Origin of the sequence: Rhizobium oryzihabitans, assembly GCF_010669145.1 — a bacterium.
Taxonomy (GTDB): Bacteria; Pseudomonadota; Alphaproteobacteria; order Rhizobiales; family Rhizobiaceae; genus Agrobacterium; species Agrobacterium oryzihabitans.
Window position 1 is genome coordinate 711,490 of the sequence record NZ_CP048635.1, and the last position, 24,609, is coordinate 736,098.

Genomic DNA, 24,609 nt, shown 5'->3' on the forward strand with positions numbered 1-24,609 from the left:
CTGGATCGCGCCGAGCGCCATCTCGTCGTTATTTCCGAGTACGATGGTCGGCTTGGCGGCCGGCGTTTTCCGGGCGCAGTTTCAACACAACGGGATGAAACGGGATTCGCAACAAAAATTGCAGAATTTCGGCTTGGACCAACTTACGGATGAGGTTGCTGGACCAATGAACCAGAGAAGAACAAAGGCCCAGCCTCCGCAGCTTCGCAGGCCGCGCCATCCGGTGGTTTTAAATTGGGAAGAATGGCGAGCACGAAACCGCTTATTGCGGCAGGCGCACCCTAAAAACTCACTCGATGAAAACCCGCACGCTCGAAGCGCGGCCATCGGCGTCGATCACCGTCAGCGTCGAAAATCCCTGCCCCTCCGGCCGCCATTCGCTGTTGCGGCGAAGGGAGACATCCGGCAGGGGCATGCCGTTGGCGAGCCAGCGGAAAGGCGCACGCCCGCCCTGCAGCTTCAACACCAGCGGCGAAATGCCCGACTGGCTGGAAAGCTCGACCCTTGCCCCTTCCGGCGGATAAACGATGCGCGGGGCGCTTTCCCGTTTCGAGGCGGAAAGCAGGCCACTTGCGGTCAGGGTGAAACGTCGCTGGTTGGCGGGAAGGTCGCTCACGGCAACCCGCGCAACACCGGAAGGTGCGGCCGGCATCGGCGTGATCGCCACGCCGGACTTCTCGAAGGCCTCGAACAGGATCGGGGCGGCCGTCGCATAACCGGCGATGCCCGGAACCGCACCATTGTCGGCACGCCCGACCCAGATGCCGACCACATGCCGCCCGTCATAACCCACCGACCATGCATCGCGGTAACCGTAGCTGGTGCCGGTCTTGTAGGCGATGCCGCGCTGCTTCATGCCGAGCGGCGGCAGCACGCCGGACAGGATGTCGGAGACGTTCCAGATCGCGGCATCGGAAAACAGCCGGTCACCGCCGAGCCGTTCCGGGGTGGAGCGGACGCCATCCCCGAGCCGCACGGGCTCACTGCCGCCAGCAAGTCCCGCATAAAGCTGCACCAGATCCACCAGCGAAATACCCGCGCCACCAAGCGCGATGGCGAGCCCCGGCGCCTCGTTTGCGGGAAGCACGAGCCTCACGCCCGCCCGCCGGAAACGCACCATCAGCGCAGACGGGCTGACCGCATCCAGAAGTTTGACGGCGGGCACGTTGAGCGACAGTTGCAGCGCCTGCCTGATGCTGACATCGCCCTGATAATGCATGTCGAAATTGCGCGGGCGATAACCGGAAAAATCAGCCGGGCGATCCTCGATGATGGTTTCCTGCCCGACAAGACCGTCTTCGAAGGCGAGGCCATAAATGAAAGGCTTGAGGGTGGACCCCGGCGAGCGCACGGCCCGGCTCATCTCCACGAAACCGCGCCTTGCCGTATCGAGATAATCCGCCGAGCCCACCTCCGCCAGAATGTCGCCGGTCTGCGCGTCGGCCATGACGATGGCGACGGAGACCCTGTCTCCCAGCTTTTCCGCCGCATGGCGGGCCACATCTTCCAGTTCCCGCTGGATTGGCAGTTTCAGCGTGGAATGCACCTCAGTAACATTTGGAAATTTCGCCCGCGCGGCAACGGCCATATGCGGCGCATAGGATGGCAGATCCCGCCGGCTGGCGGGCACGCCCGCAAGACCCGACCTTTCCGCCTCCCCTTCCCCCACCACACGCTCGACGGCAAGGCGTTGCAACACGCGCTCCCGCGCCTGCCTTGCCGCATCCGGGAAACGGTCCGGACGGCGCTTTTCCGGCAATTGCGGCAGCGCCACGAGCAGGGCGGCCTCGGCCGTATCGAGCCGCGCAGGTTCCTTGCCGAACCAGGCGAGGCCTGCGGCGCGAATGCCTTCGAGATTGCCGCCATAGGGCGCGATATTCAGATAAAGATCGAGAATCTCCGCCTTGCTGAGCCGTCTTTCGATCTGGAGCGCACGTGCGGCCTGCAAAAATTTCGCCGAAAACGACCGGTCGGCACGCGGTTCGATCAACCGCGCCACCTGCATGGAGAGCGTCGATGCGCCGGAGACAATCCGGCCGTTGCTCGCCAGTTGCCAGGCGGAGCGCAGCAGTGCCCACGGGTCGACGCCGTGATGCTCATAGAAACGCTGATCCTCATAAGCGACCAGCATGCGCAGAAATTGCGGATCGACCTCGGCGGCGGTGGTTTTCAGCCGCCAGCGGCCATCCGGTGTCGCGAAGGCGCGCAGCAGCCGGCCGTCGCGGTCCAGCACCTCGAAGGACCGCTGCCGAGCGGCGTCCAGCGGTGGCGGATAGGCCTTGTCCAGCGCATCGAGGCCGAAGGCCGCGCCGCCTAAAAGCAGCGCGGCCGACACGATGCCGAAGATGATCGCCTTTTTCCGCCTCATGGGGTTGCCGAACGCACCTCCATGCGGCCCGTTGCCGTGCGGGCGGCAAATTGCGGCCGGTACATATCTTCCACCGACGCTGCCGGATGATCATAGGTGCCGGGGGTAACCGCGCGCACCACATAGGCGAGCGTAATTTCCGAACTGTCACCGGCTGAGCGGTCGAAGGCCGCAACGAACCGGTCATAGCGGAATTCGGTATGCGCGGCTTCCGTTTCCGGCAACCAGTCGAAATTCGAAAGGGCTGCAGAATTGACGAGGCTCGGATTGTCGATCTCGAAACCGGAAGGCAGAAGGTCGGTTACCAGAATACGCGACTGCCAGTTATTTTGCGGCACGACATTCAGCACGACCACATAACGCTCGTTCTGCGCCACCTCGCTCGGGTTCACTTCCTCGCCATCCATCGAATAGTAGGTGCGGGTGATGGTGAAGCCCTCGCCACCGGCGGCAAGCGGCTGCGCCGGCGGTGCGACCGTGGTGACGACAGCCGTGACGGGATCGGCCGAAGCATTGGCGATTTTTAAAGGAGCGGCCAGCAATTCGTCGCCGCTCATCCGCTTGCCGAAGCCGCCGGTCTGCAAATCGCCGTTCACATCGAGGCGGATATCCTTGTCCTCACCTTTGACGGCGCGGGCAGCAAGCAGCATCCATGCCTGTTCCTGGGTGCTGGTATAGGGTTTCTTTTCCCATTCCTTCGCCACCGCACCGGCAAGCTGCGGCACAACGGCCGGAACCGGGCGGCTTTCCGCCGCAAGCGCCAGAGTCGCCGCGCCATCACGCAGGGCGGAACCATAATCCGCCCTTGCGAAGCTCACATTGGTGGCACGGCTCGCCATATCGAGCGACGCGCCAAACACAGCCTTCGAGCGGGCCTGATCGCCATAAAGCGAGAGTGCTGCGGCAACCTGCGCCTTGGCAAGCGGCGTCGGGAAATCGCCAAGCGCCGTATCCGCGTAATAACGAAGATCGTTGATCGCCGCCTTGCGGTTACGCGCCAGCACATAGAGCGAATAGGCGATCTCGTTGCCGCGGTCCTTGACGTTGCTGTCATAGGAAAGGCCGTTCTGCAGGTTGTTCAGCGCCTGCACCATGGCCTGTTCGGGAACGTCGTAATTCTGCTCGCGCGCCCTTGTCAGGAAGTCGCTGATATAGGCATCGAGCCACAGATCACCATAACCGGGCGACCAGAGGCCGAAACTGCCGGAACTCGACTGGAAGGAGAGCACCCGGTAGATCGCCTCCTGCACGCGCCGGTGGGTATCGGGGTCTTCGGCCATGCCGCTATCCTTCGTCATTTCCGAAAGATAAAGCAGCGGCAGGGCGCGGCTCGTCGTCTGCTCGGCGCAGCCGTAGGGATATTTATCGAGCATCATCACCAGCGCCGGAACATCGAAGGCTGGCGAGCGCGTGACGTTGACGGCGACGGACGAGCCGAGAAGCATGCTATCGGCCAGAAGGTCGCCATTGATCGTCAGACTGCTATTGGGCGCAATCTTGATCTCACGCCGCGTCGTGACCGGCAGAACGGCCGGGCGCACCGGAACGTTCAGAACCTGTTCCAGCGAAATACCGGCAGCATTGGAAACCTTGATGGTGATTGCGCCATTGCCGGGCTGTTCGCCCGTCAAGGGAACGGTCAGCGAAGACTTGCCCCCTTTTGAAGCGCCAAGGTCTGCGACATCTCGCCCTGATCGACCGTCAGGGCCGTGTTGCTCGTCACATCCAGCCGGTAGTCGCCGGCCTCGCCATCGGTATTGGCGATATCGAGCCGCAATTGCGAGACATCGCCGGGCGCAAGGAACTTCGGAGCACTGGCGGTGACCACAACGGGATCGCGGATGACCGCATCGGAGACAGCGTGTCCCACGCCCGTCTTTGTCCAGGCGACAGCCATGATGCGCGCCGTGCCGTTGAACTGCGGAATGTCGAAGCTCACGGTCGCCTTGCCATCCGCATCCAGTTCGACAGGTCCCGAGAAGAAGGCCACGAGCTTTTCGGTGGGCGGGCTGCCCTGCAATGCTGCGCCCCCGCCATCGCCGCCCGTGCGCAGGCGGCCGGTAGCGCCAAGCGAACCGTCGATCAGGCGGCCATAGAGGTCGCGGATCTCCAGACCAAGCCGGCGCTGGCCGAAATACCATTCATCCGGCTTCGGCGGCTCATAGCGGGTAAGGTTCAATATGCCGACATCCACCGCCGCGACGATGGCATAGGCCTTTTCGCCCACGCCCGCACCGGCGACGCTGATGGGGATTTCAAGCGGCTGGCGCGGCAGCGTCTTCTGCGGCGCGCCAAGTGTCACGGCAAGCTTGCGCTCGGCCGGATCGACGGCAAGCCACTTGATGCCGATGGCGCGCATCGGCATACGGCTTTCCTGCGCATCGCCCGGGCGGAACAGCGTGGCCGTGACATAGGCACCCGCGCCCCATTCCTCGGTGACCGGAATGTCGATTTCGCCGCCATCCTCGCCGATCTCAGCATTCTGCACTGAAATCAGCTTCTCGGAACCGGAGGTGACCATCAGCTGACCGGCAAAACGCGACGACACCTTGAGTTTCGCGGTATCACCGATCTTGTAGCTATGTTTGTCCAGCGCGATTTCCAGCGCATCCGGCGTTTCTGTCGAGCTTGCCTCGACGTAGAAACCGGCATCGAATTCGACGCTGGAAACCGGGGCGCCATTGCCGGCACCTTCCACTTCCAGCCGGTAACGGCCCCAGGTGACGGGCACGGAAATCTCTGCGCCATTGGCATCGACGGAAAGCGTGCCTGTTTCGGTCTGTTTGGTATATTCCACCGGCTCGTAACGCCAGGAATTGCCCTGACGATACCATTGATAGTTTCGCTCGACCTTGATGAGTTTCCAGTTGAGACCGCTCATCGCCTGTTTCGTGCCATCGGCTGAGACGCCGACGATGTGGAAACGACCGACGGAATTCTGCGCGAGATCACCCGAAAATTGCGGCTTGATGCCGATCATCGACGCCTGCGCCTTCACCGGCAGCGTCAGCGAGCGTTCCACGGCGCGGCCGCCGGCCTCACGCATGCGCACGGTGATATTGGCCGAAAGCAGCTGCGTCGTGGACGGAAGATCGGTCAGATCGACATTGAAGCTCACCTTGCCTTCTTCGTCCAGCGCTGGCAGGTCGGCAAGCGTGGTGCGGTTTTCCTCTTCGCTTTCCTCATCGGCCAGACCGAAGAAATACCCCTCGAAATCGGCGCTCGTGCGGGTCGGCTTGACGGCAACCTCGCCTTCCAGCGTCAGGCCTGCGGCGGGCGCGCCGTAGAGATAACGGCCATCGACATCGATTGCCGTTTCGGCACCCGGCTCGATCTGTTTCACCTTGCTGGACAGATCAAATTCCGTGCGATCAGGCACGAAATCATCGACCAGAAAGCTCTTTTCACTGATCGCAGCCGTTTTTGGGTCGGTGTGGATGCGCAGCGTCCAGGTGCCGCGCATGGCATTTGCCTGCAATGGCAGATCAACCGCATGGCCGCCCAGCGCCTTGCCATCACTGACGAAACGCCGGTCCTCGACGCCATCCGGGCGCGAGAAGATGAAGGTCAGCGGCAAATCCTCGATCGCCTTGCCGTCGACATCGCGCGCAAGAGCGGCCGCATGCACGGTCTCGCCGGCGCGGTAGATGCCACGCTCGGTCCAGCTGAACACGTCGATGGCGCCGGGGGCAGCGCGCCCCGTCACGCCACGATCGGAGAGATCGAAGCCGGCACGCGTCATGTCCAGGAAGACATAATCCTTGTCGCCGTTGCGCGCCGTGAGGATGGCGGGCGCCTGTGCCGCCGTGCCGCGCATGAGGCCCGCCGAAAACACTGCCCTGCCATCCGCATCCGTCTTTGCGGTTCCGAGCACTTCGTTATTCTTGGCAAGCAGCTGCAAATCCACATCTGCCAGTGGTTCGGCACTGCCAAGCGCGCGGACGAAGACGTTCAGACCATCGGTCCCGGCATAGGTGGTGATGCCGGTATCGGACACGAGGAACCATTGCGTGGCGCGGGAATCCCAAGTCTCCGGTGCGGTGCCGGGCGGAACCGCGGTCAGCACATAGATGCCGGGTTTACGCTCCGGCAGGGCCTCATCCACCGGAAAGCTCGTCACCACATCCTTGTTGAGGTCGGGCTGGATGTCTATCGCGCCCTGCCAGACCAGTTCGCCGATTTCGTTTTCAATGCGGTCGGCATTATAACCGTCCATCTGCGTCAGAAACTGCGAATTGGTGAGAAGCGCTGTGATGTTGCGGTCACCGACGCGGTAAAGCTTCAGGTTGGCCTGGTCGGCATTGACCGAAACGATGGGAATGCCGCGACGCGCCGTGCCTGGCAGGACGAAGTTCTCGCCGGTAAAGCGCACACTCGCTGCGCGGTCGCGCACGTAAATATCGAGATTGACCTGCTTTTCCAGCGGCTCTTCCACCGAGGACGGCAGGCCGGCGCGAAACGCGATCTTGTAGCGTTGGCCATGCGTCAACCCCTCGACGCAAATCTCGCTGCCCTTCGCCTCGATGGCCTTGGGTGCGGTTCCGTCCAGCGTGACGAAGGAGGAATAATCGACGCCATTCTTTACCAGCGGTTCGGAGAACTGCACGCAGGCGCGCGGGCTGACGCTATCCGTATCGATCGTATTGTTGATGACGCGAAAACCCTGGCGCGTGCGCAGATCGGCATAGGCCGCCTTTGTCTGGGGATTATCGGAAAGCGTGAGGCTTTCCTTGTAAGCGCTGAGTGCCGCGCGATAATTCTGGGTCTTTTCGAAAGCCTGCGCCAGCCGGTTCAGCGCCTCGGTGCGGGCGCTGACCGTGCGGCTTAGCTGATAGGCGTTGATGGCAGCGGAAGCGGCCTGGCCAGCGATCGCATAATTATCGCTGACCTGCGCCGCCTTCTGCGAAAGCTCCGCCCACAGCGCGCCGTCATCGGGCGAGATCGCGAGAGCCGCCTTATAGGTTTCGACCGCATCCGGAATATTGCCCGCCGCTGCCTGTTGTCTTGCCGTTTGAAGCAGGCTTTCCAGCCCGCCTTCGCCCTGTCCCGCGTTTGCCGCAAGGCCCGTTTTCAACCGGCGCGCTTCCTGCTGCAGGCTATCCGTGACGAAGGACAGGCGTTGCGGCGCGCCGATATCGGCCTCAGCCGCCACTTCCACGATCTTGCCGGCAACCGCGCCGGGAAAGGCATTCAGCTGATTGAAATCCGACTTGAGAAAACACCATTTCACCTTGGGATTGTAGGTGAAGGCCTTGCAGGCGGTATCGCCAACGCAAATATCGCCGCATTGCTCCAGCGAGACATTCTGTTCTGTTCTGAGATCGAAGCCGAAATAATCACCGTTTTGGGTGGTGACGACCTTGCGGGAAGGCTCCGCCGCCGCGGCTGGAAGAAAAGCAATGGCGGTTGAGACCGCAACCAACGAGATCCGGACGAGCGCGCGCAACGACATCAGTTTTCTCCCCGCAACAGACATGTCGGGCGGGACTCTGGTCAAATCCACGCACGGTTGTCAACGCATCATCGTCAATTTGCGACGCGACAATGTGGAGAGACCGGAGGGTCAGGGAAAGGTTAGTCTTCGATTTTCCGCGCTTCGGAAATCAGCATGATCGGCACGCCGTCCCGGATCGGGTAGGCAAGTCTGGCGCTCTCGGAAATGAGTTCGTTGCGGGCCCGGTCGTAGGAAAGCCGTCCCTTCGTCAAAGGGCAGACCAGTAGCTCCAGGAGCTTGGGATCGACATTGCTCATCCTGTCGTCCATGGCGGCGACCCTACTGCAGCACGTTGCCGCCCTCGCCCGATCCCTGGGCAAGAACGATTTCGGTGATGGCGATCAATGTTTCGGCCCGCGTTTTCAGATCGGGTGCTTCCAGCAGCGCCTGCTTTTCGGCCGGCCCGAACGGAGACATCATGGAGAGCGAGTTGACAAGAACACGGTTGCCCGCCCTCTCCACACTTTCCCAATCCGCCTCCAGCTGGTTGGCATCAAGAAACGCGCGGAACACCCGCAGCAGGTTTTCGCGGTCCACCGCATCCTCATCATATTCACCGGAAAGATCGGCGATGAAAGGCGCATGGCGGAAACTGCGATAGGGCTTGCCCGCATCCACCTCTTCCAGCAGGCGGAAACGGCACACACCGGTGAGCGAGATGATGTAACGGCCATCCCCCGTTTCGGAAAAGGAGGTAATGCGACCAAGGCATCCAACAGCGCTGAGAGGACCACCCTCAAGCCCCGCCTCCATGACATTGAGGGCAGGCTGCACCATGCCGATGACACGGTGGCCAGCCAGCGCCATATCGATCATGGCGAGATATCTGGGCTCGAAGACATTGAGCGGAAGATGGCCTTCCGGCAGAAGCAGGGCGCCAGGCAATGGAAAGACCGGCACGGTTTCCGGCAGGTCGTCGTTCTTCACATATCTCGCATTTCCGACATGCATGGGATCAAGCCCCCTGTTCACTGCTGCCCGGCGGGCGGATCAACCGCTATTGCCGGGATATGCCCGCATTACGAAAAGAGTAGTGCCGAAAGCTTCCTGCGACCGGCGACACTTGCCGGGTCCTTGAAGCCCCAGGCTTCGAAAAACTCCAGAAGCTGGCGGCGCGCGCCGTCATCATCGAAGGTTCTGTCCTTGCGCATGACATAAAGCAGATGATCCGCCGCCTCGTCACGCCGCCCTTGAGCGTTCAGGACCTTGGCAAGCTTTATCCGCGCCTCGAAATGATCGGGATTGATTTCAATATCGCGTTCCAGCGCCACCGGGTCGCCGATCTTGCGGGCTTCCTCATATTGCGCGATCTTTTTCGACACGAGCTGGATGCCCGCATCCTCGGCGACCTCTGCCGGCAGGGAAGACAGGAGTTCGCTTGCCCGCTCATATTGACCCACAGCGATCATGCATTCGGCAATACCGGCAATGGCGGCGGGGTTTTCAGGATCGGCCTGCATGACGGCGCCGAACAATTGCGCCGCGCCGTTAAAATCACCATCCGCCAGAAGCTGCTTCGCTTCGGTAAGAACCGCCTCGATCTCGGCCTTCGGATCACCCGCATCGGGTCCAGCGATCTTGTCGATGAACTGCTTGATCTGGCTTTCCGGCACAGCACCCATGAAGCCGTCGACAGGCCTGCCATCCAGGAACGCGACGATGGCGGGAATGGACTGGATGCCGAGCTGGCCCGGAATGGACGGGTGATCGTCGATATTCAGCTTCACGAGCTTCACGCGGCCGTTGGCCTCGTTGACGGCCTTTTCAAGCACCGGAGTCAGTTGCTTGCACGGGCCGCACCACGGGGCCCAGAAATCCACAAGAACCGGCTGGTGGCGCGATTCTTCCAGAACATCCCTGGAGAAAGCGGCTGTCGTCGTGTCCTTGATGTGACCGGAGGATGCACCGTTCAGCTCGCCGCTATATTGCGCGTTGCCGGACATCTGCCCGCCATAGGAACTGCCGTAAGGATTGTTCGTGCCGCTCATGCCGGTCTCCCGTAATCTCTGTCATATTGTATAGATTGAAGCAAAGATCGTATCTCACTCGCTGACTTTCAAGACAAGCGGCGTATGACCGGTCGCCTCCAGAAAACGAATGAGATCCCTGTTTCCTATCGTCGTCGTCTGGTCATTGGAAAGCGGATGACCATTGATCAGCTCGTTTTCCAGAAGATCGCTGTCGAGCACGAAGGTAACCTCGCCGCCACTATCGTTGATGGCGCCGAAAACCGTCACGGAACCCGGAACGACGCCCAGATATTCCAGCATTTTTTCCGGTCTGCCGAAGGATACGCGACTTGCGGCGCCAATCGTCTTGTGAACGCTCTTCAGGTCAACGACCGCATTTTCCTCAACGGTCAGAACGAAATACTGATCCTTCTTGTCCTTCACAAAAAGGTTCTTCGTATGACCGCCCGGGATGAGATCCCGCAGGGACCGGGATTCGGCGACGGTATAGACCGGCTCATGCTCCTTCGTCGTATGCGCGATGCCGAGCCCGTCCAGAAAAGCGAACAAATCCGCTGCCGTCTTCGGAGAATTTTCCGCCATATCCTGCCGCCTGCCTTTGCCGATTCCGATATCTTCACCGCCATGATTAAGGGGGCGATCCGGGCTTGGCAACGCGTGAAGACGGAACGGCTCGAAAATTCTCAATCATTTCCGCCGCTTGTCGCATTTCTCAAAGAAATTTTCGCGTTTTTGTCATTTCCCTGTTGCATTCCAAAATCGATTGAGCGATATAGCGCCCGTCGCCGCAACTGTGGCGACCCACGGTTCAGCGTACTACCCCGGACCGATGGATTTGAGCGGGTGTAGCTCAGGGGTAGAGCACAACCTTGCCAAGGTTGGGGTCGAGGGTTCGAATCCCTTCGCCCGCTCCAGTTTTCTTCATGAAAATCAAAAGCTTAAGAAGCGCCCTACGGGGCGCTTTTTGCTGACACAGCTTCGATGACGGCGCGTTGTCAGCAGTTTGTAAGCGCGAGAAATAGCATTCTCGGATATTGTAGCGTGACGCTTCTGCCCCACGATCTGGATGGGGACATAATCCAATGTCGCCAAGACGCAATTTTTTGCTGACGTCTATCAAATTGGCGTTGCGACCTCCGGACAAACCGAAGGTCAGAATTTGGACCGACTGCAAGGCCAATAGAGCGTACTGGAAAGATGAAATGGAAGCTGACAATGAAGCCCAATTGAATTCTTACCGACAGCCGGGCATCAAACATCGCGCTTCTCTTTCCATCGAAGGACGCGCGGATGCCGGGCAAGCAGTGGACTTCCAATATCTCATCATAAGGCCCTCTGTCTGCTCAGGGCTCGAGATCAGATCGGAATGCCAAGATCCTGGACGTTATCGTTCGTTCCCGAACTGCTGCGAACGGACGGCCATACCACCGTCAGGCGATCGCTATTTATCTGTTTATCAAATTGTGTAATTGTGTAATCGTATTGCGTCAACCCGACGGGCGTGTGACAAACTCGGTCATGACGCTTTCGAGACCATGACTTCAATGAACGACGTATCGACCAGTATTTCCTCTCCCGCTTTGCGAATGGGCGACGCCGCCCCTGATTTTGAAGCCCGATCCACCCAGGGCCCGGTTCGGCTTTCCGACTTCAAGGGCCGGTGGCTGGTATTCTTCTCGCACCCGGCCGACTTCACACCCGTCTGCACGACGGAGTTCGTTGCACTCGCTAAGGCCCATGACCGGTTCGCGGCTCTCGACTGTGCGCTGTTGGGACTATCGGTCGACAGTCTCTATGCGCATCTCGCCTGGAGCCGCGCCATCCGCGAGCTGTTCTCGGTCGACATTCCCTTCCCAGTCATCGAAGATCCCTCGATGCTCGTAGGCCGAGCCTACGGCATGATCGACGAAGCGTCTGAAGACAGCGCTGGCGTTCGGGCGAGCTATTTCATCGACCCGGAAGGCGTGATCCGGGCGATCACCCATTACCCTCTGACGATCGGGCGTTCGGTCGACGAGATGGTGCGGATGGTGGCGGCCTTGCAAGCCACCTATTCGGGCGAGAAGCTGGCGCCGGCCGACTGGCAGCCGGGCCAGCCACTGCTTCATCCCGCCGACGAAAAGGCTCAGGATGAAGCCGACTGGTTCTGTCGGAGGGATGGATGATGACGCTCTGGCAATCGCGGGCGCAAGCGGATATCGCGGCCGACAAGCTTCGCAGGTTCGCTCAGCCGCAAAGATTGATGATCTTGTCCCTTCTGCTCGAAGGTGAAAAATCGGTCACCGAAATCGACATGGCGAGCGAGATCGGCCAGCCGGCACTCAGCCAGCAGCTCGCCGAACTCCGCAAGGCAGAACTCGTGACAACGCGCCGGCAGGCGAAGCAGGTTTATTACAGCCTCGCCGATGACACCGTCGTCTTGTGTGTGCGCAGCATCGAGGCGGTGTTCGGCGCCGGCGATCCTGAACAGGCGCTCTTGAGCATGGTCAAACCGGACGTCCGGCCGGAGCGAAGCGGGATCGTGCGGGGCGCGGCCAACTTCGTGCGAATACGTTGACCGGAAGGCATGCCTTGAACCACTCTTAAGTGTGCAGGCGGGGCACTCTCTCCGAGCATTGAATTGCCGCAGGAGCGCGTCACAACGGCAGAAAGGATACGCTACGATATCGCGCTTCTACAGGTCAATGAGATGCACAGCTACCCCGCGAGTTGATCGCAGGCTTCAAGCGCCTGGGCCGCGTACATGACCGACGGCCCCGCGCCCATATAGACGGCCATGGCCAAGGTCTCGCTGATCTGCTCACGGCTCGCGCCGGCTTTGACGGCACCTTCGGCATGATAGGCTATACAAGGCTGACACCGCGTCGCGACGCCAATGGCAAGTGCAATCAACTCCTTCGTCGTCTGGTCGAGCGCTTCGCCGCTATGTGCGGCCCGTGACATGTCGCTGAAGGCTTTCATAACATTGGGCGCATCCTGCCGGAGGGACTTTACGCCACCATTCATATTCTCGATGAGTTTTTTCCAGTCTTCGATCATGGTCATCTCCTGTGTTCAAGCATATTGCTGCGCGGCTCCAAACCGTTGGAAGCCGCGAAAGTACGAAATGGAATCAAGTCATGAAGGCGCCAGCGCTGCGATAGAGCACGTAGGCCGCGACGACAAAGATCAGGCCCGCAAAGATACGATTCAGCGTGTTCTTGCCCGTCGACAGGCGATTGGCGAGCATCATGCCAGCAACGCCGCCGGCGAGCCCTCCTGCGATGAACTCGAAGGCAACGGGCCAATCGACGAGGCCGGAAGCGGCATAGTTGAGCGCCGTGGCGAGCCCGAAGCTACCGACCGCCAAAAGTGAAGAGCCGATCGCATTGATTATCGGCATGCCGGTTGCCAGAATGAGCGCGGGTACGATCAAGAAACCGCCGCCGATCCCGAAGAAGCCAGATGCCGATCCGGCGACAAATGCGACGGCGGCCGTGACGAGGCAGGTGCGCAGATCCGCAGGACGTTCCGGAGCGCTTCCGGGCTTACGCGGACGCAGCATGAGGATGCCGACGAGGACCATCAGCAGGCCAAACAAGAAAAGCAGCCGCTGACCGTCGACGAGTTTGCCGAGGGTCGAGCCGGCGAACGCGCCGAGTGTGCCGATGCCTGCGAAGATGATCGCACAGCGCCAGCGGACATTGCCGCTCTTCGCATGGCCGATGAGATTGGCGAAGGCGTTGACGGATACGGCGAGCGCGCTGGTTCCTATGGCAATATGCGGTTGGGTTACTCCGACCACGTAGAGCAGCAAAGGCGTCGCCAGGATCGAGCCACCACCCCCGACGAGACCCAGGGAGAAGCCGACGAGGCCGCCCGAAGCGAATGCCGGGCCGAGATTGGCAAGCATGGCTCACACCTTCCCGGCCAGAAATCGATCATGGGTGACCATTCCGATGAACATGGCGACCGCGAAGATCACTGCGGGCAGCAGACCAAGCGAGAGGGATGCGATTGCAGGACCGGGGCAGAAGCCGGCCAACCCCCAGCCGACGCCGAAGATCGATGAACCGATGATGAGTGGGCGGTCGATGCGGGTCTTGGTCGGCAGCTGAAGCTTATCGTCGAACAGAGGCTTGTTGATCGCGGAGGCGATCCTGTAGCCGATGAAGGCGACGACGACGCCGGCGCCGAGAACGAAGATCAGACTCGGGTCCCATGCACCTGTGATGTCGAGGAAAGCTTTCACCTTTGCGGGATTGAGGAGGCCGGAGATCGCAAGGCCGAGCCCGAAGAGCAGGCCGGCGGCAAGGCTCGTCAGGATGCGCATGGCCGCCGTCATAGCCAGCCTCCGAGCCGCATCACGAGCACTGTCAAGATCGCGGTGATCAGAAAGGTCAGCACCGCCGCGAAGGACCGGGGAGACAGTCGTGCCAGTCCCGAGATGCCATGTCCGGAGGTGCAGCCGGAACCCATGCGCGTGCCGAAGCCGACGAGCAGACCAGCGACGATCAGCAACGGCCAGGACGCCGCAACGACCACCTGTGGGGCTGTTCCGAAGATGACGAGATAGGTCAGCGGACCGAGAAGAAGGCCGGCGACGAAGGCGATGTCATGACCCAAGCGCTGGCCGCGATGGCAAAGCAACCCGCCGACGATACCGCTGATCCCGGCGATGTGACCGTTGAGCAGCATGAGAAGACTGGCCGACAAGCCGATCAGCGCGCCGCCGCCCAGGGGAGCGAAATAGGTGTCCGTCACCAGACAGCCCCCTCGAGCACGTCCAGCGGGATCTTCAGGTAGCGCTTGCCGTTACCCTCCGGCTCGGGAAGCCGGCCGCCGTTGATGTTCACCTGCAGCGCATGCAGGATGAGCTTGGGCATCGGCAGGGTCGCGTCGCGCTCCTCGCGTAATTTGACGAAGCTTTCCTCCGTCTGGCCGACGATATGCGGATTGGAGCGCTTCTCCTCGCCAATGGTGCTTTCCCACAACGGCTCGCGCCCACCGGGCTGATAGTCGTGGCCGGTGAAGACGCGGGTTTCGTCAGGAAGGGCGAGTATGTCCTGGATCGACTTCCAGAGAACTTTTGCGCTGCCGCCCGGGAAATCGGCGCGTGCAGTTCCGGAGTCCGGCATGAACAGCGTGTCATGGACGAAAGCGGCGTCGCCGATGACATAGGTGACCGAAGCAAGCGTGTGCCCTGGCGAGAACATCACCCTCGCTTCGATCGTGCCGACCTTGAATGTGTCGCCTTCGGTGAAGAGCCGATCCCATTGGCTGCCGTCAGCCGGGAAGTCAGGCCAGTTGTAGAACGCCTTCCAGAGCTTCTGCACATCGACGACGTGCGCGCCGATCGCTGTCGGAGCTCCGGTCTTGTCCTTGAGGTAGCGGGCCGCGGAAAAGTGGTCGGCGTGCGGATGGGTGTCGAGGACCCACTCGACGGTAAGGCCCTTCTCCGCAATGTAGGCGAGAATCGTATCTGCCTGCTCGGTGCTGGTCGATCCTGACTTCTCGTCATAGTCGAGCACCGGGTCGATGATGACGCATTTCTTCGTCGCGGGATCGTTGACGACATATTGAATGCTGCCGGTGCGCTTCTCGTAGAAGCCCTTGACCTCCGTCTTGCCGGTGTGTCGATGCGCGGCCAGCCAGTCGCGGGCGTTGTCGGGCGCAATGCCGATCTCGCCGGCGACGGCAATCAGTTCGTCGTCGCGGAGGCCCACGACGTCGGCGTCACCGGCCAGAACCCACATGTAGAAGGACCGGGCCCCGGATCGGCAATGCGCAAGCACCGGACCGTCCGAGGCGACGATCGTCTCCGCGAAGCGCCGCACGTCTTCCGGCCCCATGTTGCTGCTCGTCACCGGGATGAAGACATAGTCGAGACCTGCCGCTCTCGCCGCGGCTTCCTCTGCCGCTGTCCCCGGCTGAGAAGCCTCTTCACCATCCGGCCGATTGTTGATGATCGTCTTGAAGCCGCGCCGGGCGAGTTCGACGAACTCCTCGGGTTGAAGCTGCCCTATGACAGAAAGCTTCTCTGTGAGCGGTATCGGTTTCATCGGGCGGCTCCTTGACACCTGCAGATATGAATTACACACTTACATAAAACCAGATATGTAATTCTGCAAGTGGGAGGAGCACCTTGAATGGCCGTTCAGGATGTCCGAGCAGTTCAGGTGTCGGAGTTGAGGCGCGGGATCATTATCGTTGGTGAAGGGGCAGCAGCCGTCACGGCTGGGGCCGCGCTAAAACGACACGATGGAAGTCGATATCGACGCCAACGTAGTTGCCGGCATATCTGTGGCCGAACCTTTTTCGCCAGCTAAATATCACTCCGCCTCTTCCGGCATCGCCCAGGAGCGGAACACCGATGCGTCCCTCACATCCGCCTTCGCGGCGTTTCTGTCTTGCTGGCGCTGGATGGTTTGCGAGGACGCATCATTTGGACGGACGAGCCTTTTTTTCGGCTTCCTGACTTCAACAATGAACTGGCCGGATTTGTCACTCTTCTTCGAAGATTTGGAACTGAACATCATCACATCTCCTGTGGTTGTGTCACTTGTTCGATATTTGCGTTGTCTTACGTGCGTATCGCGCCAATTGCCGATCCTTCCCTACCGCTGCCAGGCGATCCTTGTGTCCTCCAGAGGCAGGCGGGCCAGCGGGTGATAGGGGACGATGCGCGGCGTGAAGTCGGAGACCGGCCGGTTCGGGGGATGGAGGCGCGGTATCGATAAGAGCCTTGGCCCGAATCCTGTCCTGTCATCACCGCGAGGAACGCCTTTTCGCCCGCCATCGGTTCGGCGTAGAGTTCCACTTTGACCATCTCCGGCGGCAGTTCGCCGAGATAGACCTCGACGGAGAAAAGGCGGGTGTCTTCAGCCTCTTCCGTATTTACGGCGCCGAAGCGCACATGCGGCCAGAGCCTGTCGAGGTCCTGTTTCCATCGCGCCAGTTCCCGCGCGACCTTGCCGCCTTCCGCCGAGCGCGCTTCATAGGCCACGGCGGCAGGGAGATAGAATTTCTCCGCATATTCCCGAACGGTGCGATTTGTCGAAAACCGTGGCGCGAGGCTGGCCATGCTTTCGCGGACCCGCTCAATCCAGCGAGTGGGAATACCATCCTGATTGCGGCTGTAGAATTCGGGAACGATGACGTCCTCCAGGAGCGAATAGAGTGCATCCGCTTCCGCCTCGTCAACAGTCGGATCGTCTCCGTGCTCCTCGCCGTCGCCTATGGCCCATCCGACCTCGGGTTCATAGGCCTCCGCCCACCAGCCATCGAGTTCCGACAGATTGAGCCCGCCGTTGGCAAGAATTTTCATGCCGCTGGTGCCGCTGGCTTCCCAGGGCCGGCGCGGCGTGTTGATCCACACATCGACCCCTTGGACGAGCCATTCGGCCTGGCGCATGTTGTAGTCGCGCACGAAGATAAGCCGGGATCTCAGTTCCGGCCGTCTGGCGAATTCGTTCCAGGCTTTGATCAGCGCCTGGCCTTCGGCATCCTGAGGATGAGCCTTGCCGGCCAACACGAGCTGGACCGGGTGCCGGGCATCGGTCAGGATGCGGACCAGCCTGTCGGGATCGCGCAGCAGAAGAGCAGGACGTTTGTAGGTTGCGAAGCGGCGCGCAAATCCGAGTGTCAGGGCATGCGGGTCGAAAATCCCATGGGCGGCGTCGAGCCCACCGCCGATCTCCGCGTCTTCCACGCGCTGGCGCAGATATTGCCTGCGAACCCGATCGCAAAGGTTTTGCCTCGATTCATTGCGCATTCGCCAGATTTGCTGGATGTCGAGCTTGAGGATGCCGGTTTCCAGTCCGGTCAGGTCGCCACGCCAGCGATCCTTGCCTGCGGCTTCGGTCCACAGAGCGTCGGACTGAACCGAGTCCCATGTCGGAACATGTATGCCGTTCGTCACATGCCCGATTGGCACGTCGTCGGTCGGCCAACCAGGGAAGAGAGGCTGAAAGAGCGACCGGCTAACCTTTCCGTGGAGCGCACTGACGGCGTTCACCGCGCCGCTCGAACGGATGGCCAGGTAAGCCATGTTGAACGGCTCAAGGTCATCGTTGCGATCCTTCCTGCCGAGGGCCAGAAAATCGGCGATGGCGATGCCGAGATGATTTTCGGCATAGGACCGGAAGTATTTTGTGATCAGTTCAGGCGCGAAGCGGTCGAAACCGGCCGCGACGGCGGTATGAGTGGTGAAAACATTGCCGACCCGTGTTGCCGCCAGAGCCTCGGCAAAAGATACGTCATGATCGACCCGGAAGCAGCGGATGCGCTCCAGAGCGGCAAAGGCCGCATGCCCTTCATTCAAATGGCAGACCTGCGGTTCGAGCCCGAGTGTGCGAAGGAGCTGCCAACCGGCCATTCCCAATATCATTTCCTGCATCAGACGCGTCTCGGGGCCGCCGCCATAAAGCTCGCTCGTGATGCATCGATACGTCGCGGGATTTGCGGGATCGTTCATGTCCAGCAGGTAAAGCTTCAGCCGTCCGATCTGGACTTCCCAGGTTCTGATCCAGAGCTTGCATCCGGGAAGGTCGATTTGCAGTCGCAACCATTCGCCATCGGCGGAACGCAACGGCTGGATTGGGAGCTGATCCGGCTCGTTGACCGGGTAGAGGGCTTCCTGGCTACCGTCCCGCCCTATCGATTGACGGAAGTAGCCTTGTGAATAAAGCAAGCCCACCCCGACGACCGGCACGCCGAGATCGCTGGCGGTTTTCAGCTGATCTCCCGCCACGTTGCCCAGCCCGCCCGAATAGATGGGCAGGGCTTCGGTCAGCATGAACTCCAGGCTGAAATAGGCTACGGTTTTCAGCGGCGAGGCTGGGTGTGCCTGTTGGAACCATCTCGATTCGTTTGCAGCCTCCCGCTTCTCCTTCAGCAATGCTTCGATAGTTTGCCTGAAATCGGACTGAGCAAGCAGAGCCCTTGTTTTGGAGCGCGAGACGGTGTGGAGAACACCCCATGGATTGCCCGTGGTTTCCCATGTTTCAGCATCGAGCTCCCTCCACAGCCGGTCGGAGGCGTGGTTCCAGGACCAATGCAGGTCGAGAGCCAGCTCCCGAAGGGCGAGCAACCCGCCTGTCTCTTCCGGCTGCCCGTCCATGCACTCCTCCGAAACTAGAAAAACTGAAAGCGAACTCTTCTGCGAATCTCAATATCCGTCCGCCTTAAAACAGCATGAACCCTATAGATGATCTTGTCATCAGTCGTTGACTAAAATCAATCAGAAAGCGCGGAGGGGATCCCGAGGGTAGCCAAATGACGGCAGTCGCGTCCGTGGAAGGCCGAAATGTTGCGCAATCGTCGCTCATCTACGCGCTCATGGGCGAAGACATCCTCGAACAGTGATCTTCCTATCACTGGGCACGAAATCCTTGTTCCGCTCCCACTGGTCGCTGCCAAGCGCATCACCACTGACAAAGATTCATATCGCTGGGCACTTGGGGGCCAGGGCTCCGCGACAGAAGTTATCATCGTCCGATGATTCCTGTTGTCATCGAGTGATGATTAATCTAAATTGCCGCCAAAATGAGGATGTCGGCAATTTCCTGTGAAGACGTTTCCAACACCAGCTTGGTAGGGTTTTGATTTGGCTTCTGCCACATCGTTGACTTGCTCGAATGGGCAGGCTTGCGCCGCTTTCTAATCGACCGGTGGGCGGTGACGCAGATATGCCGAGAAAGCGGAGGCGCATGACCGGATATTGACCTGCCGATCCGTTACAACCACAGAAACAATCCACACACTTGAGGAAGACGATCAAATGTCGGACATCGATGAGAACTGGGTTCGCAATCGCGCGCATGAAATATGGGAAGCAGTAGGGTGCCCGAACGGAAAAGAACTCGACCACTGGTTTCAAGCCATGGATGAATATCTGTCTTTGGTCGAAAGAGATGGAGAGAGCTCGCCCGGTGACCCTGTCCCGGTTCAGGATACCGGTAGTGGGGAGGCGGCCGTAAAGTCCAAATCGCCAGGAAAAATGTCGGAATAGGAAAGCGGCTTTTCGAGGCGTGCTTGCAGGCAGTCGGATCTGTCGGTGAACGGAGCCGCCCTTTCATCCAGATAGGTGATCGTGAGGTCTACGCCGACAGCACGGAACGCCGTCGCGCAGCCGACCGCAATGGGCGTCTCATTTGCTACGCTGACGACGAGCCCACGTTTCCCGCACAGATCGAGACCGCCTCCATATCTCACATCATCAGGACGCCCAGGGCATCGGTGGCGATCACCTGCTCCTCGTCCGTCGCAATGATGATCACCGGGATCCGACTCGCGGCGCTTGTTATGATCGACTGATTGGCGGCGTTCGCGGCGGGATCGAGATCGATGCCGAGCCACATCAGTCGGCTGCAGATGTCGGCCCTGATCGCTGGTTGATGCTCGCCGATGCCGGCGGTGAACACCATGGCATCGAGACCACCCACCGTTGCGGCAAGCCGAGCAGCTTCTCCGGCGACGCGCAGCGTGAAGAGATCCAGAGCCTCCCTTGCTTGCGGCGCCTCGCTGGCCAGAAGGTCGCGGCTGTCGGCGCCGATGCCGGAAACACCGAGTAGTCCGGAGCGGTGATAGAGCATATCCTCCAGAGCTGCCACCGGCATCCCTTCCTGCGACAGCAGATGGAGAAGCACGCCGGCATCCAGCGCGCCGCATCGCGTCGCCATCGGCACGCCGTCGAGGGTCGAAAAGCCCATGCTGGTATCGACGCTGCCGCCGTCCTGCATGGCGCAGAGGCTGGCACCGGAACCAAGATGGGCAGCAACGACCTTGCCGCCGGCCAGTTGTGGCCAGTTGCGTGCGAGCTCGCCTGCGATGAACGCGTAAGATAGTCCGTGAAACCCGTAGCGCTTGATCCCGCGCTCGTGGAGTGCTCGCGGGAGGGCGAAGCGGCGCACCAGGTCGGAATTTGTGCGATGAAAGCTCGTGTCAAAGGAAGCGGTCTGGCGAAGGTCTGGCCGGAGCCGCCTGATGGCGCGGATCAGTCTAAGGGCCTGCGGTTGGTGCAGCGGCGCTAACGGAACAAGGGCCTCCATCTGACGTAGTGAACCTTCATCGACAAGCACCGGGCCTGAGAATATGTCGCCGCCATGCACCACGCGATGCCCGATCGCCGCCAGACAGTCGAGCCTGTAGTGCCCTGCCAGATGATTGAACGCTTCGCCGAGAACCTCGTCCAGTTCCTCGCCCGGTTGTGCCTTGAGCTCGACATCGACATGCTGCGACCCTTCCAGGAATTGGAAGCGCAGCGGCGTGCTTCGAAAGTCGATCATGCCCTTGCCGACAGGTTCGAGATGCCGCCCTTCCACGGAGAACAGGCCGATCTTGACGGTCGACGAACCGGCGTTGAACGTGATCAGCAGCTTGGCGCTCATGCTGCTGTCCCCGCCGCGAGCCGCTCGCTGCGGCCCACAAGCAACTTTGCGAGGGCTGCCGAAGCGATCCGCGCGGCGAGCGGGTCGGAGCGGCTGGTCAGCACGATCGGCACGCGTGCCCCGAGCACGATCCCGGCTGCCGTTGCTCCGGCAAAATAGATGAGTTGTTTGGCGAGCATGTTGCCTGCTTCAAGGTCGGGGACCAGGAGGATGTCGGCTTTGCCGGCGACCTCGGAGACGATCCCTTTGGTCCGCGCCGCATCGATACTGATCGCATTGTCGAATGCGAGCGGCCCGTCGACGTACGCGCCAGTAATCTGACTCCGCGCCGCCATTACGGTCAGGGCGGCCGCATCGAGGGTCGCCTGCATCTTTAGATTCACCGTCTCGACTGCGGCGAGCACAGCAACGCGCGGCTTTTCGACGCCAAGTGCCCGCAGCAGATCGACTGCGTTCTGGCAAATGTCTCGCTTCTGATCGAGCGTCGGCTGGATATTGATCGCCGCATCGGTAACGATCAACGGCTTGCTGTAGGCGGGCACGTCCAGCGCGAACACATGGCTGATGCGGCGCTCGGTTCTCAACCCGGATCCCGGCGCGACGATGGCGCCAAGCAATTCGTCTGTATGCAGGCTGCCTTTGACAAGGACCGCCACCCTGCCGGAAACGGCAAGTTCCACCGCACGCGCCGCCGCGGCATGGCTATGCGGCGCGTGCTCGATCGCGATCCCGTCGAGGTCGGTTTTCGCGACTGCCGCCGCCGCCCGGATCTTGGCCTCGGGGCCGACAAGGAGCGGCTCGAACAATCCTCTTTCGCGGACTTCGACGGCAGCGAGTATTGCCTCGGTCGAGCATGGATGCACGATCGCCGCGCGTACCATCGGCAGTTCGCGGGCCTGCCGCACAAAGGCGTCGTATCGATCGCTGCGTGCCGTTGCGTGACCGGACGGTTGCGGCGTTGGCCACTCTATGGAATGGGCAGGCGCAATCACCGTCGCAGTCCCTGAGAGGACCTCTTCGCCCTTCTGGTTCGAGCATGTCGTGTCGAGGATCACAACCCGGTTTGCCGGCAGTTTCCTGGTGACGCGAACCGTCGCTGTGATCGTGTCGCCAGACAGGACCGGCTTGAGGAAGCGGAACTCCTGTCCGAGATAGGTTGTCCCGGGCCCGGGCAGTTGCGAACCCAACACTTCGGAAATCAGCGTGCCCGTCCATGCACCATTCGTGACGACGCTATTGAAGACGTGCATCGCCTCGGCAGCCGTATCCGGTGACGCATCGCCTTCGCCCGTTGCCATTGGCGGGTCGATCTCGCCTTTGTCCACGCCCGCGACCCGCACCAGAGAGGCCGTGTCTCCGAGCTCCAACTCGTCAAATGTTCGATTCCTCAGCCTGCCGGGAGCCACGATAGCCTCACTTCTGAAAAACATAGGTGCCGCGAGCACCGCAGAGCGGCGGAAATTCCGAGTCAGACGCGTCCATTTTTGGCGGAGGTACGCGTCCAGCCAGCGACTGCGCCGAAAGCCAGCCCTGCCATTCCTCCCACCAGGACCCCTCCTTTTGCATCGCTGCGCCAATCCATCATCCGGGCTGAGGCAGAGATCAGCCGTTCGGTTCAAGGCGACGCTATAGCGTCGACTACGATGACCGGGTTCGCTAACAATCCCGGCATTCTGGACGCGCTGGTCAACACGAAGGTGACATCCGTCGGGCGCCATGCGGGTATCGTGGCCGTCGCTGTGCGCTGAGAGGTTGGGCACGGCAAGTCCACTCGGAACTGTTTCAGTCATCAGCGGCGCGTTCGCGCGGAACTTAATCGCAAGATGTGTCGCGATCATTCGGGCCCAACTCAAGGATGGCCGCGATGACCATCCTGACGTCTTCTTCCAGCGCCGCGGCGTCTCCCTTCAGAAGAGGGTCGGCCTTGATCACGTCCTTAAGAATGCCAACACCCGCCAGAAACGCTGCGACCAGTGCTGCCCGCCTCCTCGGTACCATCGGGTGCTTGCTCACCAGTGGAGTAACGAAATCCTCTTCGAGGAACTCGTTGAGCACGCGCGAGGCTGCCGGGCTAGCGAACGATTGTATCACGATATCGAGTACCCGAATCTCGTTGGCGGCCTTCCTTGACAGGATCTGCTTCGTCAGAATTGAGGGCAGGCAGCCATCGTCATCGGCGAAGAGTTGCTCGGGTTTGCCGCTCTCCTTGACCGCCTCGTAGAAAAGTTTCTCCTTGGATCCAAAGGAGCGGTGGACGTAAGCCATGTCCACCCCAACGTCGGCCGCAATGTCGCGAAGGCCCGTATTGTCATAGGAATGGGCCGAAAAACGAAGGATGGCGGCTTTTAGAATGCGCTCGCGCGTCGTGTCGTTGGCATCCGGGCTTATGACTCGGTTGGGCATGATTTCTCCTATTGACCGAGTAGCAGGATTAGCTGCACAAAGCTTAACAGTCAACGCATGATGACTAGACTGAGTTCCCTGGGATGGGTGACGAATTCAGTATTATTGCAAATTCCGCAATAATTATTGAGGTTGCCGTCAATCCGGCAAAGGTCGTCGGGCTGCATTTGGCGGCAACGATAAGGCTGTCGACCGGTTCGATCGCCGGTCTGCCACGCATTGGATGCCGAGCTACCGACACCGCGCGATTTCAAGGGCACGCCACTCACTACTGCGCCCAGCTTTTCGAAAGCCGAGGAGAGCAAACGCCGAGACCGTCTGCCGTAGCGAACCCGAACGCACTCAGGGTGAACGAGTCGCCTTCACCAGACGGAGTATTATCAAACGACAGCAACGAAATCATCACCTGTTGACAAGGCGGTCAACAGGTGATGATATAACAAAATGCAACGTGTCCGTTTCGATGCGCATGCTTGTTGGGGGATTTCATGTAACCAACAATGAAGTGAGGGGCGATGAAAACCGGCAAGGCGAGAAGGCTACAGAATAGGTCGACACACGACGTCGGCATGATTTCATTCTATTTGATGAAATCATTATCATCGTCTTTAGCCGGTTTTTATTCTGGACGATATCGAGGAAGCCTCAAGGCGACATTGCGCCTCGTCCCAGAGCAAGCGACCTACCTTCGCAAACTGTCGACAATCGATCAGCCTGCCGAGATGCTTGCTGGTCGCGGCAGCAACATCCGCGAGTTTATGACGGGTTGGATAAGTGAAGGAAGGCATACGTCCAAACAGGGCATGGCCAATCTTTCGCCCGTCGGATGACCCCAGGTACATAGCGATCGATTGCTGCTCTGTGCCCTGCGTGCAGCGCCTTCGGTAGGGACACGTTAAACACCAGGCACAAGGCAGAGGCCGGTCATGAACCTCGATCGGCCGCGACACACGTCAATCAAGATAAGGTAGGTTTTTATGGCGAATACTCATTCCCAACATTCAA

21 protein-coding genes, 1 tRNA gene and 1 pseudogene are annotated in these 24,609 nt (G+C 60.4%); 7 read left to right on the forward strand and 16 right to left on the reverse strand.

Going from position 1 to position 24,609, the window contains the following annotated elements:
* Positions 1 to 289: 289 nt before the first annotated feature.
* The 6 genes and pseudogenes from pbpC to G3A56_RS20005 all read right to left on the reverse strand — a co-directional run bounded on the left by pbpC (position 290) and on the right by G3A56_RS20005 (position 10,414).
* On the reverse strand, positions 290 to 2,368 hold the full coding sequence (pbpC, locus tag G3A56_RS19980; protein ID WP_164056793.1) for a penicillin-binding protein 1C: 2,079 nt from the start codon (positions 2,366 to 2,368) through the stop codon (positions 290 to 292).
* Positions 2,365 to 7,820, reverse strand: a pseudogene (locus G3A56_RS19985) (alpha-2-macroglobulin family protein). The gene pbpC and the pseudogene G3A56_RS19985 overlap by 4 nt, the downstream one beginning before the upstream one ends.
* 122 nt (positions 7,821 to 7,942) lie before the next feature.
* A complete protein-coding gene (locus tag G3A56_RS19990) occupies positions 7,943 to 8,131 on the reverse strand; it encodes a Trm112 family protein (RefSeq protein ID WP_003497541.1) in 189 nt (62 codons plus the stop codon).
* Between the two features lie 10 nt (positions 8,132 to 8,141).
* Positions 8,142 to 8,813, reverse strand: a complete 672-nt coding sequence (locus G3A56_RS19995; RefSeq protein WP_035242879.1) for an LON peptidase substrate-binding domain-containing protein — start codon at positions 8,811 to 8,813, stop codon at positions 8,142 to 8,144.
* A 68-nt stretch (positions 8,814 to 8,881) separates the two neighbouring features.
* Entirely contained in the window at positions 8,882 to 9,850 is a 969-nt protein-coding gene (gene trxA, locus G3A56_RS20000) for a thioredoxin (RefSeq protein ID WP_003497545.1), read from the reverse strand.
* Between the two features lie 54 nt (positions 9,851 to 9,904).
* Positions 9,905 to 10,414, reverse strand: coding sequence for a prolyl-tRNA synthetase associated domain-containing protein (locus G3A56_RS20005; RefSeq protein ID WP_082186036.1), 510 nt, complete (start codon positions 10,412 to 10,414; stop codon positions 9,905 to 9,907).
* A 257-nt stretch (positions 10,415 to 10,671) separates the two neighbouring features.
* Here G3A56_RS20005 and G3A56_RS20010 point away from each other — a divergent pair.
* From G3A56_RS20010 to G3A56_RS20025, 4 genes are all read left to right on the forward strand, one after another.
* Positions 10,672 to 10,746, forward strand: a tRNA-Gly gene (locus tag G3A56_RS20010).
* A 288-nt stretch (positions 10,747 to 11,034) separates the two neighbouring features.
* Positions 11,035 to 11,301 (forward strand): hypothetical protein, encoded by a 267-nt coding sequence (locus tag G3A56_RS20015; protein ID WP_164056794.1) that lies wholly within the window; start codon positions 11,035 to 11,037, stop codon positions 11,299 to 11,301.
* A gap of 66 nt (positions 11,302 to 11,367) precedes the next feature.
* On the forward strand, positions 11,368 to 11,997 hold the full coding sequence (locus tag G3A56_RS20020; protein ID WP_425503371.1) for a peroxiredoxin: 630 nt from the start codon (positions 11,368 to 11,370) through the stop codon (positions 11,995 to 11,997).
* Complete coding sequence (locus G3A56_RS20025) at positions 11,994 to 12,389, forward strand: ArsR/SmtB family transcription factor (protein WP_097141135.1); 396 nt, start codon at positions 11,994 to 11,996, stop codon at positions 12,387 to 12,389. The genes G3A56_RS20020 and G3A56_RS20025 overlap by 4 nt, the downstream gene beginning before the upstream one ends.
* A gap of 140 nt (positions 12,390 to 12,529) precedes the next feature.
* On the opposite strand, the gene G3A56_RS20030 is transcribed toward G3A56_RS20025, so the two are convergent.
* From G3A56_RS20030 to glgP, 7 genes are all read right to left on the reverse strand, one after another.
* Positions 12,530 to 12,871 carry a carboxymuconolactone decarboxylase family protein gene (locus G3A56_RS20030; protein ID WP_097141338.1) on the reverse strand — a complete coding sequence of 114 codons (342 nt, stop codon included), beginning with the start codon at positions 12,869 to 12,871 and terminating at the stop codon, positions 12,530 to 12,532.
* Positions 12,872 to 12,944: 73 nt separating this feature from the next.
* Positions 12,945 to 13,724, reverse strand: coding sequence for a sulfite exporter TauE/SafE family protein (locus tag G3A56_RS20035; RefSeq protein ID WP_097141134.1), 780 nt, complete (start codon positions 13,722 to 13,724; stop codon positions 12,945 to 12,947).
* Between the two features lie 3 nt (positions 13,725 to 13,727).
* The gene (locus G3A56_RS20040) at positions 13,728 to 14,156 is read right to left on the reverse strand and encodes a YeeE/YedE family protein (protein ID WP_097141133.1); all 429 of its coding nucleotides are present in this window, start codon (positions 14,154 to 14,156) and stop codon (positions 13,728 to 13,730) included.
* Positions 14,153 to 14,578, reverse strand: a complete 426-nt coding sequence (locus G3A56_RS20045; RefSeq protein ID WP_235824447.1) for a YeeE/YedE family protein — start codon at positions 14,576 to 14,578, stop codon at positions 14,153 to 14,155. Before G3A56_RS20045 ends, G3A56_RS20040 begins: the two co-directional genes overlap by 4 nt.
* On the reverse strand, positions 14,572 to 15,873 hold the full coding sequence (blh, locus tag G3A56_RS20050) for a bifunctional sulfur transferase/dioxygenase Blh (protein WP_097141132.1): 1,302 nt from the start codon (positions 15,871 to 15,873) through the stop codon (positions 14,572 to 14,574). The genes G3A56_RS20045 and blh overlap by 7 nt, the downstream gene beginning before the upstream one ends.
* A gap of 270 nt (positions 15,874 to 16,143) precedes the next feature.
* Positions 16,144 to 16,350, reverse strand: coding sequence for a hypothetical protein (locus tag G3A56_RS20055; RefSeq protein ID WP_097141131.1), 207 nt, complete (start codon positions 16,348 to 16,350; stop codon positions 16,144 to 16,146).
* A gap of 44 nt (positions 16,351 to 16,394) precedes the next feature.
* The gene (gene glgP / locus G3A56_RS20060) at positions 16,395 to 18,932 is read right to left on the reverse strand and encodes an alpha-glucan family phosphorylase (RefSeq protein ID WP_210255079.1); all 2,538 of its coding nucleotides are present in this window, start codon (positions 18,930 to 18,932) and stop codon (positions 16,395 to 16,397) included.
* Between the two features lie 660 nt (positions 18,933 to 19,592).
* Here glgP and G3A56_RS20065 point away from each other — a divergent pair.
* Positions 19,593 to 19,823 (forward strand): DUF2934 domain-containing protein, encoded by a 231-nt coding sequence (locus G3A56_RS20065; protein WP_164056795.1) that lies wholly within the window; start codon positions 19,593 to 19,595, stop codon positions 19,821 to 19,823.
* A 199-nt stretch (positions 19,824 to 20,022) separates the two neighbouring features.
* Here the strand turns inward: G3A56_RS20065 and G3A56_RS20070 are convergent, their stop codons facing one another.
* The 3 genes from G3A56_RS20070 to G3A56_RS20080 form a co-directional block, all read right to left on the reverse strand.
* Complete coding sequence (locus G3A56_RS20070; RefSeq protein WP_164056796.1) at positions 20,023 to 21,201, reverse strand: acetate/propionate family kinase; 1,179 nt, start codon at positions 21,199 to 21,201, stop codon at positions 20,023 to 20,025.
* Positions 21,198 to 22,631, reverse strand: coding sequence for a bifunctional enoyl-CoA hydratase/phosphate acetyltransferase (locus tag G3A56_RS20075; protein WP_164056797.1), 1,434 nt, complete (start codon positions 22,629 to 22,631; stop codon positions 21,198 to 21,200). The genes G3A56_RS20070 and G3A56_RS20075 overlap by 4 nt, the downstream gene beginning before the upstream one ends.
* 382 nt (positions 22,632 to 23,013) lie before the next feature.
* On the reverse strand, positions 23,014 to 23,604 hold the full coding sequence (locus G3A56_RS20080; RefSeq protein ID WP_164056798.1) for a TetR/AcrR family transcriptional regulator: 591 nt from the start codon (positions 23,602 to 23,604) through the stop codon (positions 23,014 to 23,016).
* 83 nt (positions 23,605 to 23,687) lie between these two features.
* Between G3A56_RS20080 and G3A56_RS20085 the strand changes: the two genes are divergently transcribed.
* Together G3A56_RS20085 and G3A56_RS20090 are read left to right on the forward strand one after the other, a co-directional pair.
* Complete coding sequence (locus tag G3A56_RS20085; protein WP_125301470.1) at positions 23,688 to 24,017, forward strand: hypothetical protein; 330 nt, start codon at positions 23,688 to 23,690, stop codon at positions 24,015 to 24,017.
* Positions 24,018 to 24,173: 156 nt separating this feature from the next.
* Entirely contained in the window at positions 24,174 to 24,434 is a 261-nt protein-coding gene (locus tag G3A56_RS20090) for a hypothetical protein (protein WP_164056799.1), read from the forward strand.
* The last annotated feature ends 175 nt before the right edge of the window (positions 24,435 to 24,609 follow it).

Bases quoted from the DNA above. Each gene is read 5' to 3' on its own strand.
- G3A56_RS20055 (WP_097141131.1), bottom strand. From the start codon at position 16,350: ATGATGTTCAGTTCCAAATCTTCGAAGAAGAGTGACAAATCCGGCCAG.
- G3A56_RS20090 (WP_164056799.1), top strand. From the start codon at position 24,174: ATGATTTCATTCTATTTGATGAAATCATTATCATCGTCTTTAGCCGGT.
- G3A56_RS20035 (WP_097141134.1), bottom strand. From the start codon at position 13,724: ATGCTTGCCAATCTCGGCCCGGCATTCGCTTCGGGCGGCCTCGTCGGC.
- G3A56_RS20030 (WP_097141338.1), bottom strand. From the start codon at position 12,871: ATGATCGAAGACTGGAAAAAACTCATCGAGAATATGAATGGTGGCGTA.
- G3A56_RS19990 (WP_003497541.1), bottom strand. From the start codon at position 8,131: ATGGACGACAGGATGAGCAATGTCGATCCCAAGCTCCTGGAGCTACTG.
- glgP (WP_210255079.1), bottom strand. From the start codon at position 18,932: ATGGACGGGCAGCCGGAAGAGACAGGCGGGTTGCTCGCCCTTCGGGAG.
- G3A56_RS19995 (WP_035242879.1), bottom strand. From the start codon at position 8,813: ATGCATGTCGGAAATGCGAGATATGTGAAGAACGACGACCTGCCGGAA.
- G3A56_RS20020 (WP_425503371.1), top strand. From the start codon at position 11,368: ATGACTTCAATGAACGACGTATCGACCAGTATTTCCTCTCCCGCTTTG.
- G3A56_RS20075 (WP_164056797.1), bottom strand. From the start codon at position 22,631: ATGTTTTTCAGAAGTGAGGCTATCGTGGCTCCCGGCAGGCTGAGGAAT.
- G3A56_RS20070 (WP_164056796.1), bottom strand. From the start codon at position 21,201: ATGAGCGCCAAGCTGCTGATCACGTTCAACGCCGGTTCGTCGACCGTC.
- pbpC (WP_164056793.1), bottom strand. From the start codon at position 2,368: ATGAGGCGGAAAAAGGCGATCATCTTCGGCATCGTGTCGGCCGCGCTG.
- G3A56_RS20025 (WP_097141135.1), top strand. From the start codon at position 11,994: ATGATGACGCTCTGGCAATCGCGGGCGCAAGCGGATATCGCGGCCGAC.
- G3A56_RS20015 (WP_164056794.1), top strand. From the start codon at position 11,035: ATGGAAGCTGACAATGAAGCCCAATTGAATTCTTACCGACAGCCGGGC.
- G3A56_RS20085 (WP_125301470.1), top strand. From the start codon at position 23,688: ATGGGTGACGAATTCAGTATTATTGCAAATTCCGCAATAATTATTGAG.
- G3A56_RS20065 (WP_164056795.1), top strand. From the start codon at position 19,593: ATGTCGGACATCGATGAGAACTGGGTTCGCAATCGCGCGCATGAAATA.
- G3A56_RS20040 (WP_097141133.1), bottom strand. From the start codon at position 14,156: ATGACGGCGGCCATGCGCATCCTGACGAGCCTTGCCGCCGGCCTGCTC.
- G3A56_RS20080 (WP_164056798.1), bottom strand. From the start codon at position 23,604: ATGCCCAACCGAGTCATAAGCCCGGATGCCAACGACACGACGCGCGAG.
- blh (WP_097141132.1), bottom strand. From the start codon at position 15,873: ATGAAACCGATACCGCTCACAGAGAAGCTTTCTGTCATAGGGCAGCTT.
- trxA (WP_003497545.1), bottom strand. From the start codon at position 9,850: ATGAGCGGCACGAACAATCCTTACGGCAGTTCCTATGGCGGGCAGATG.
- G3A56_RS20005 (WP_082186036.1), bottom strand. From the start codon at position 10,414: ATGGCGGAAAATTCTCCGAAGACGGCAGCGGATTTGTTCGCTTTTCTG.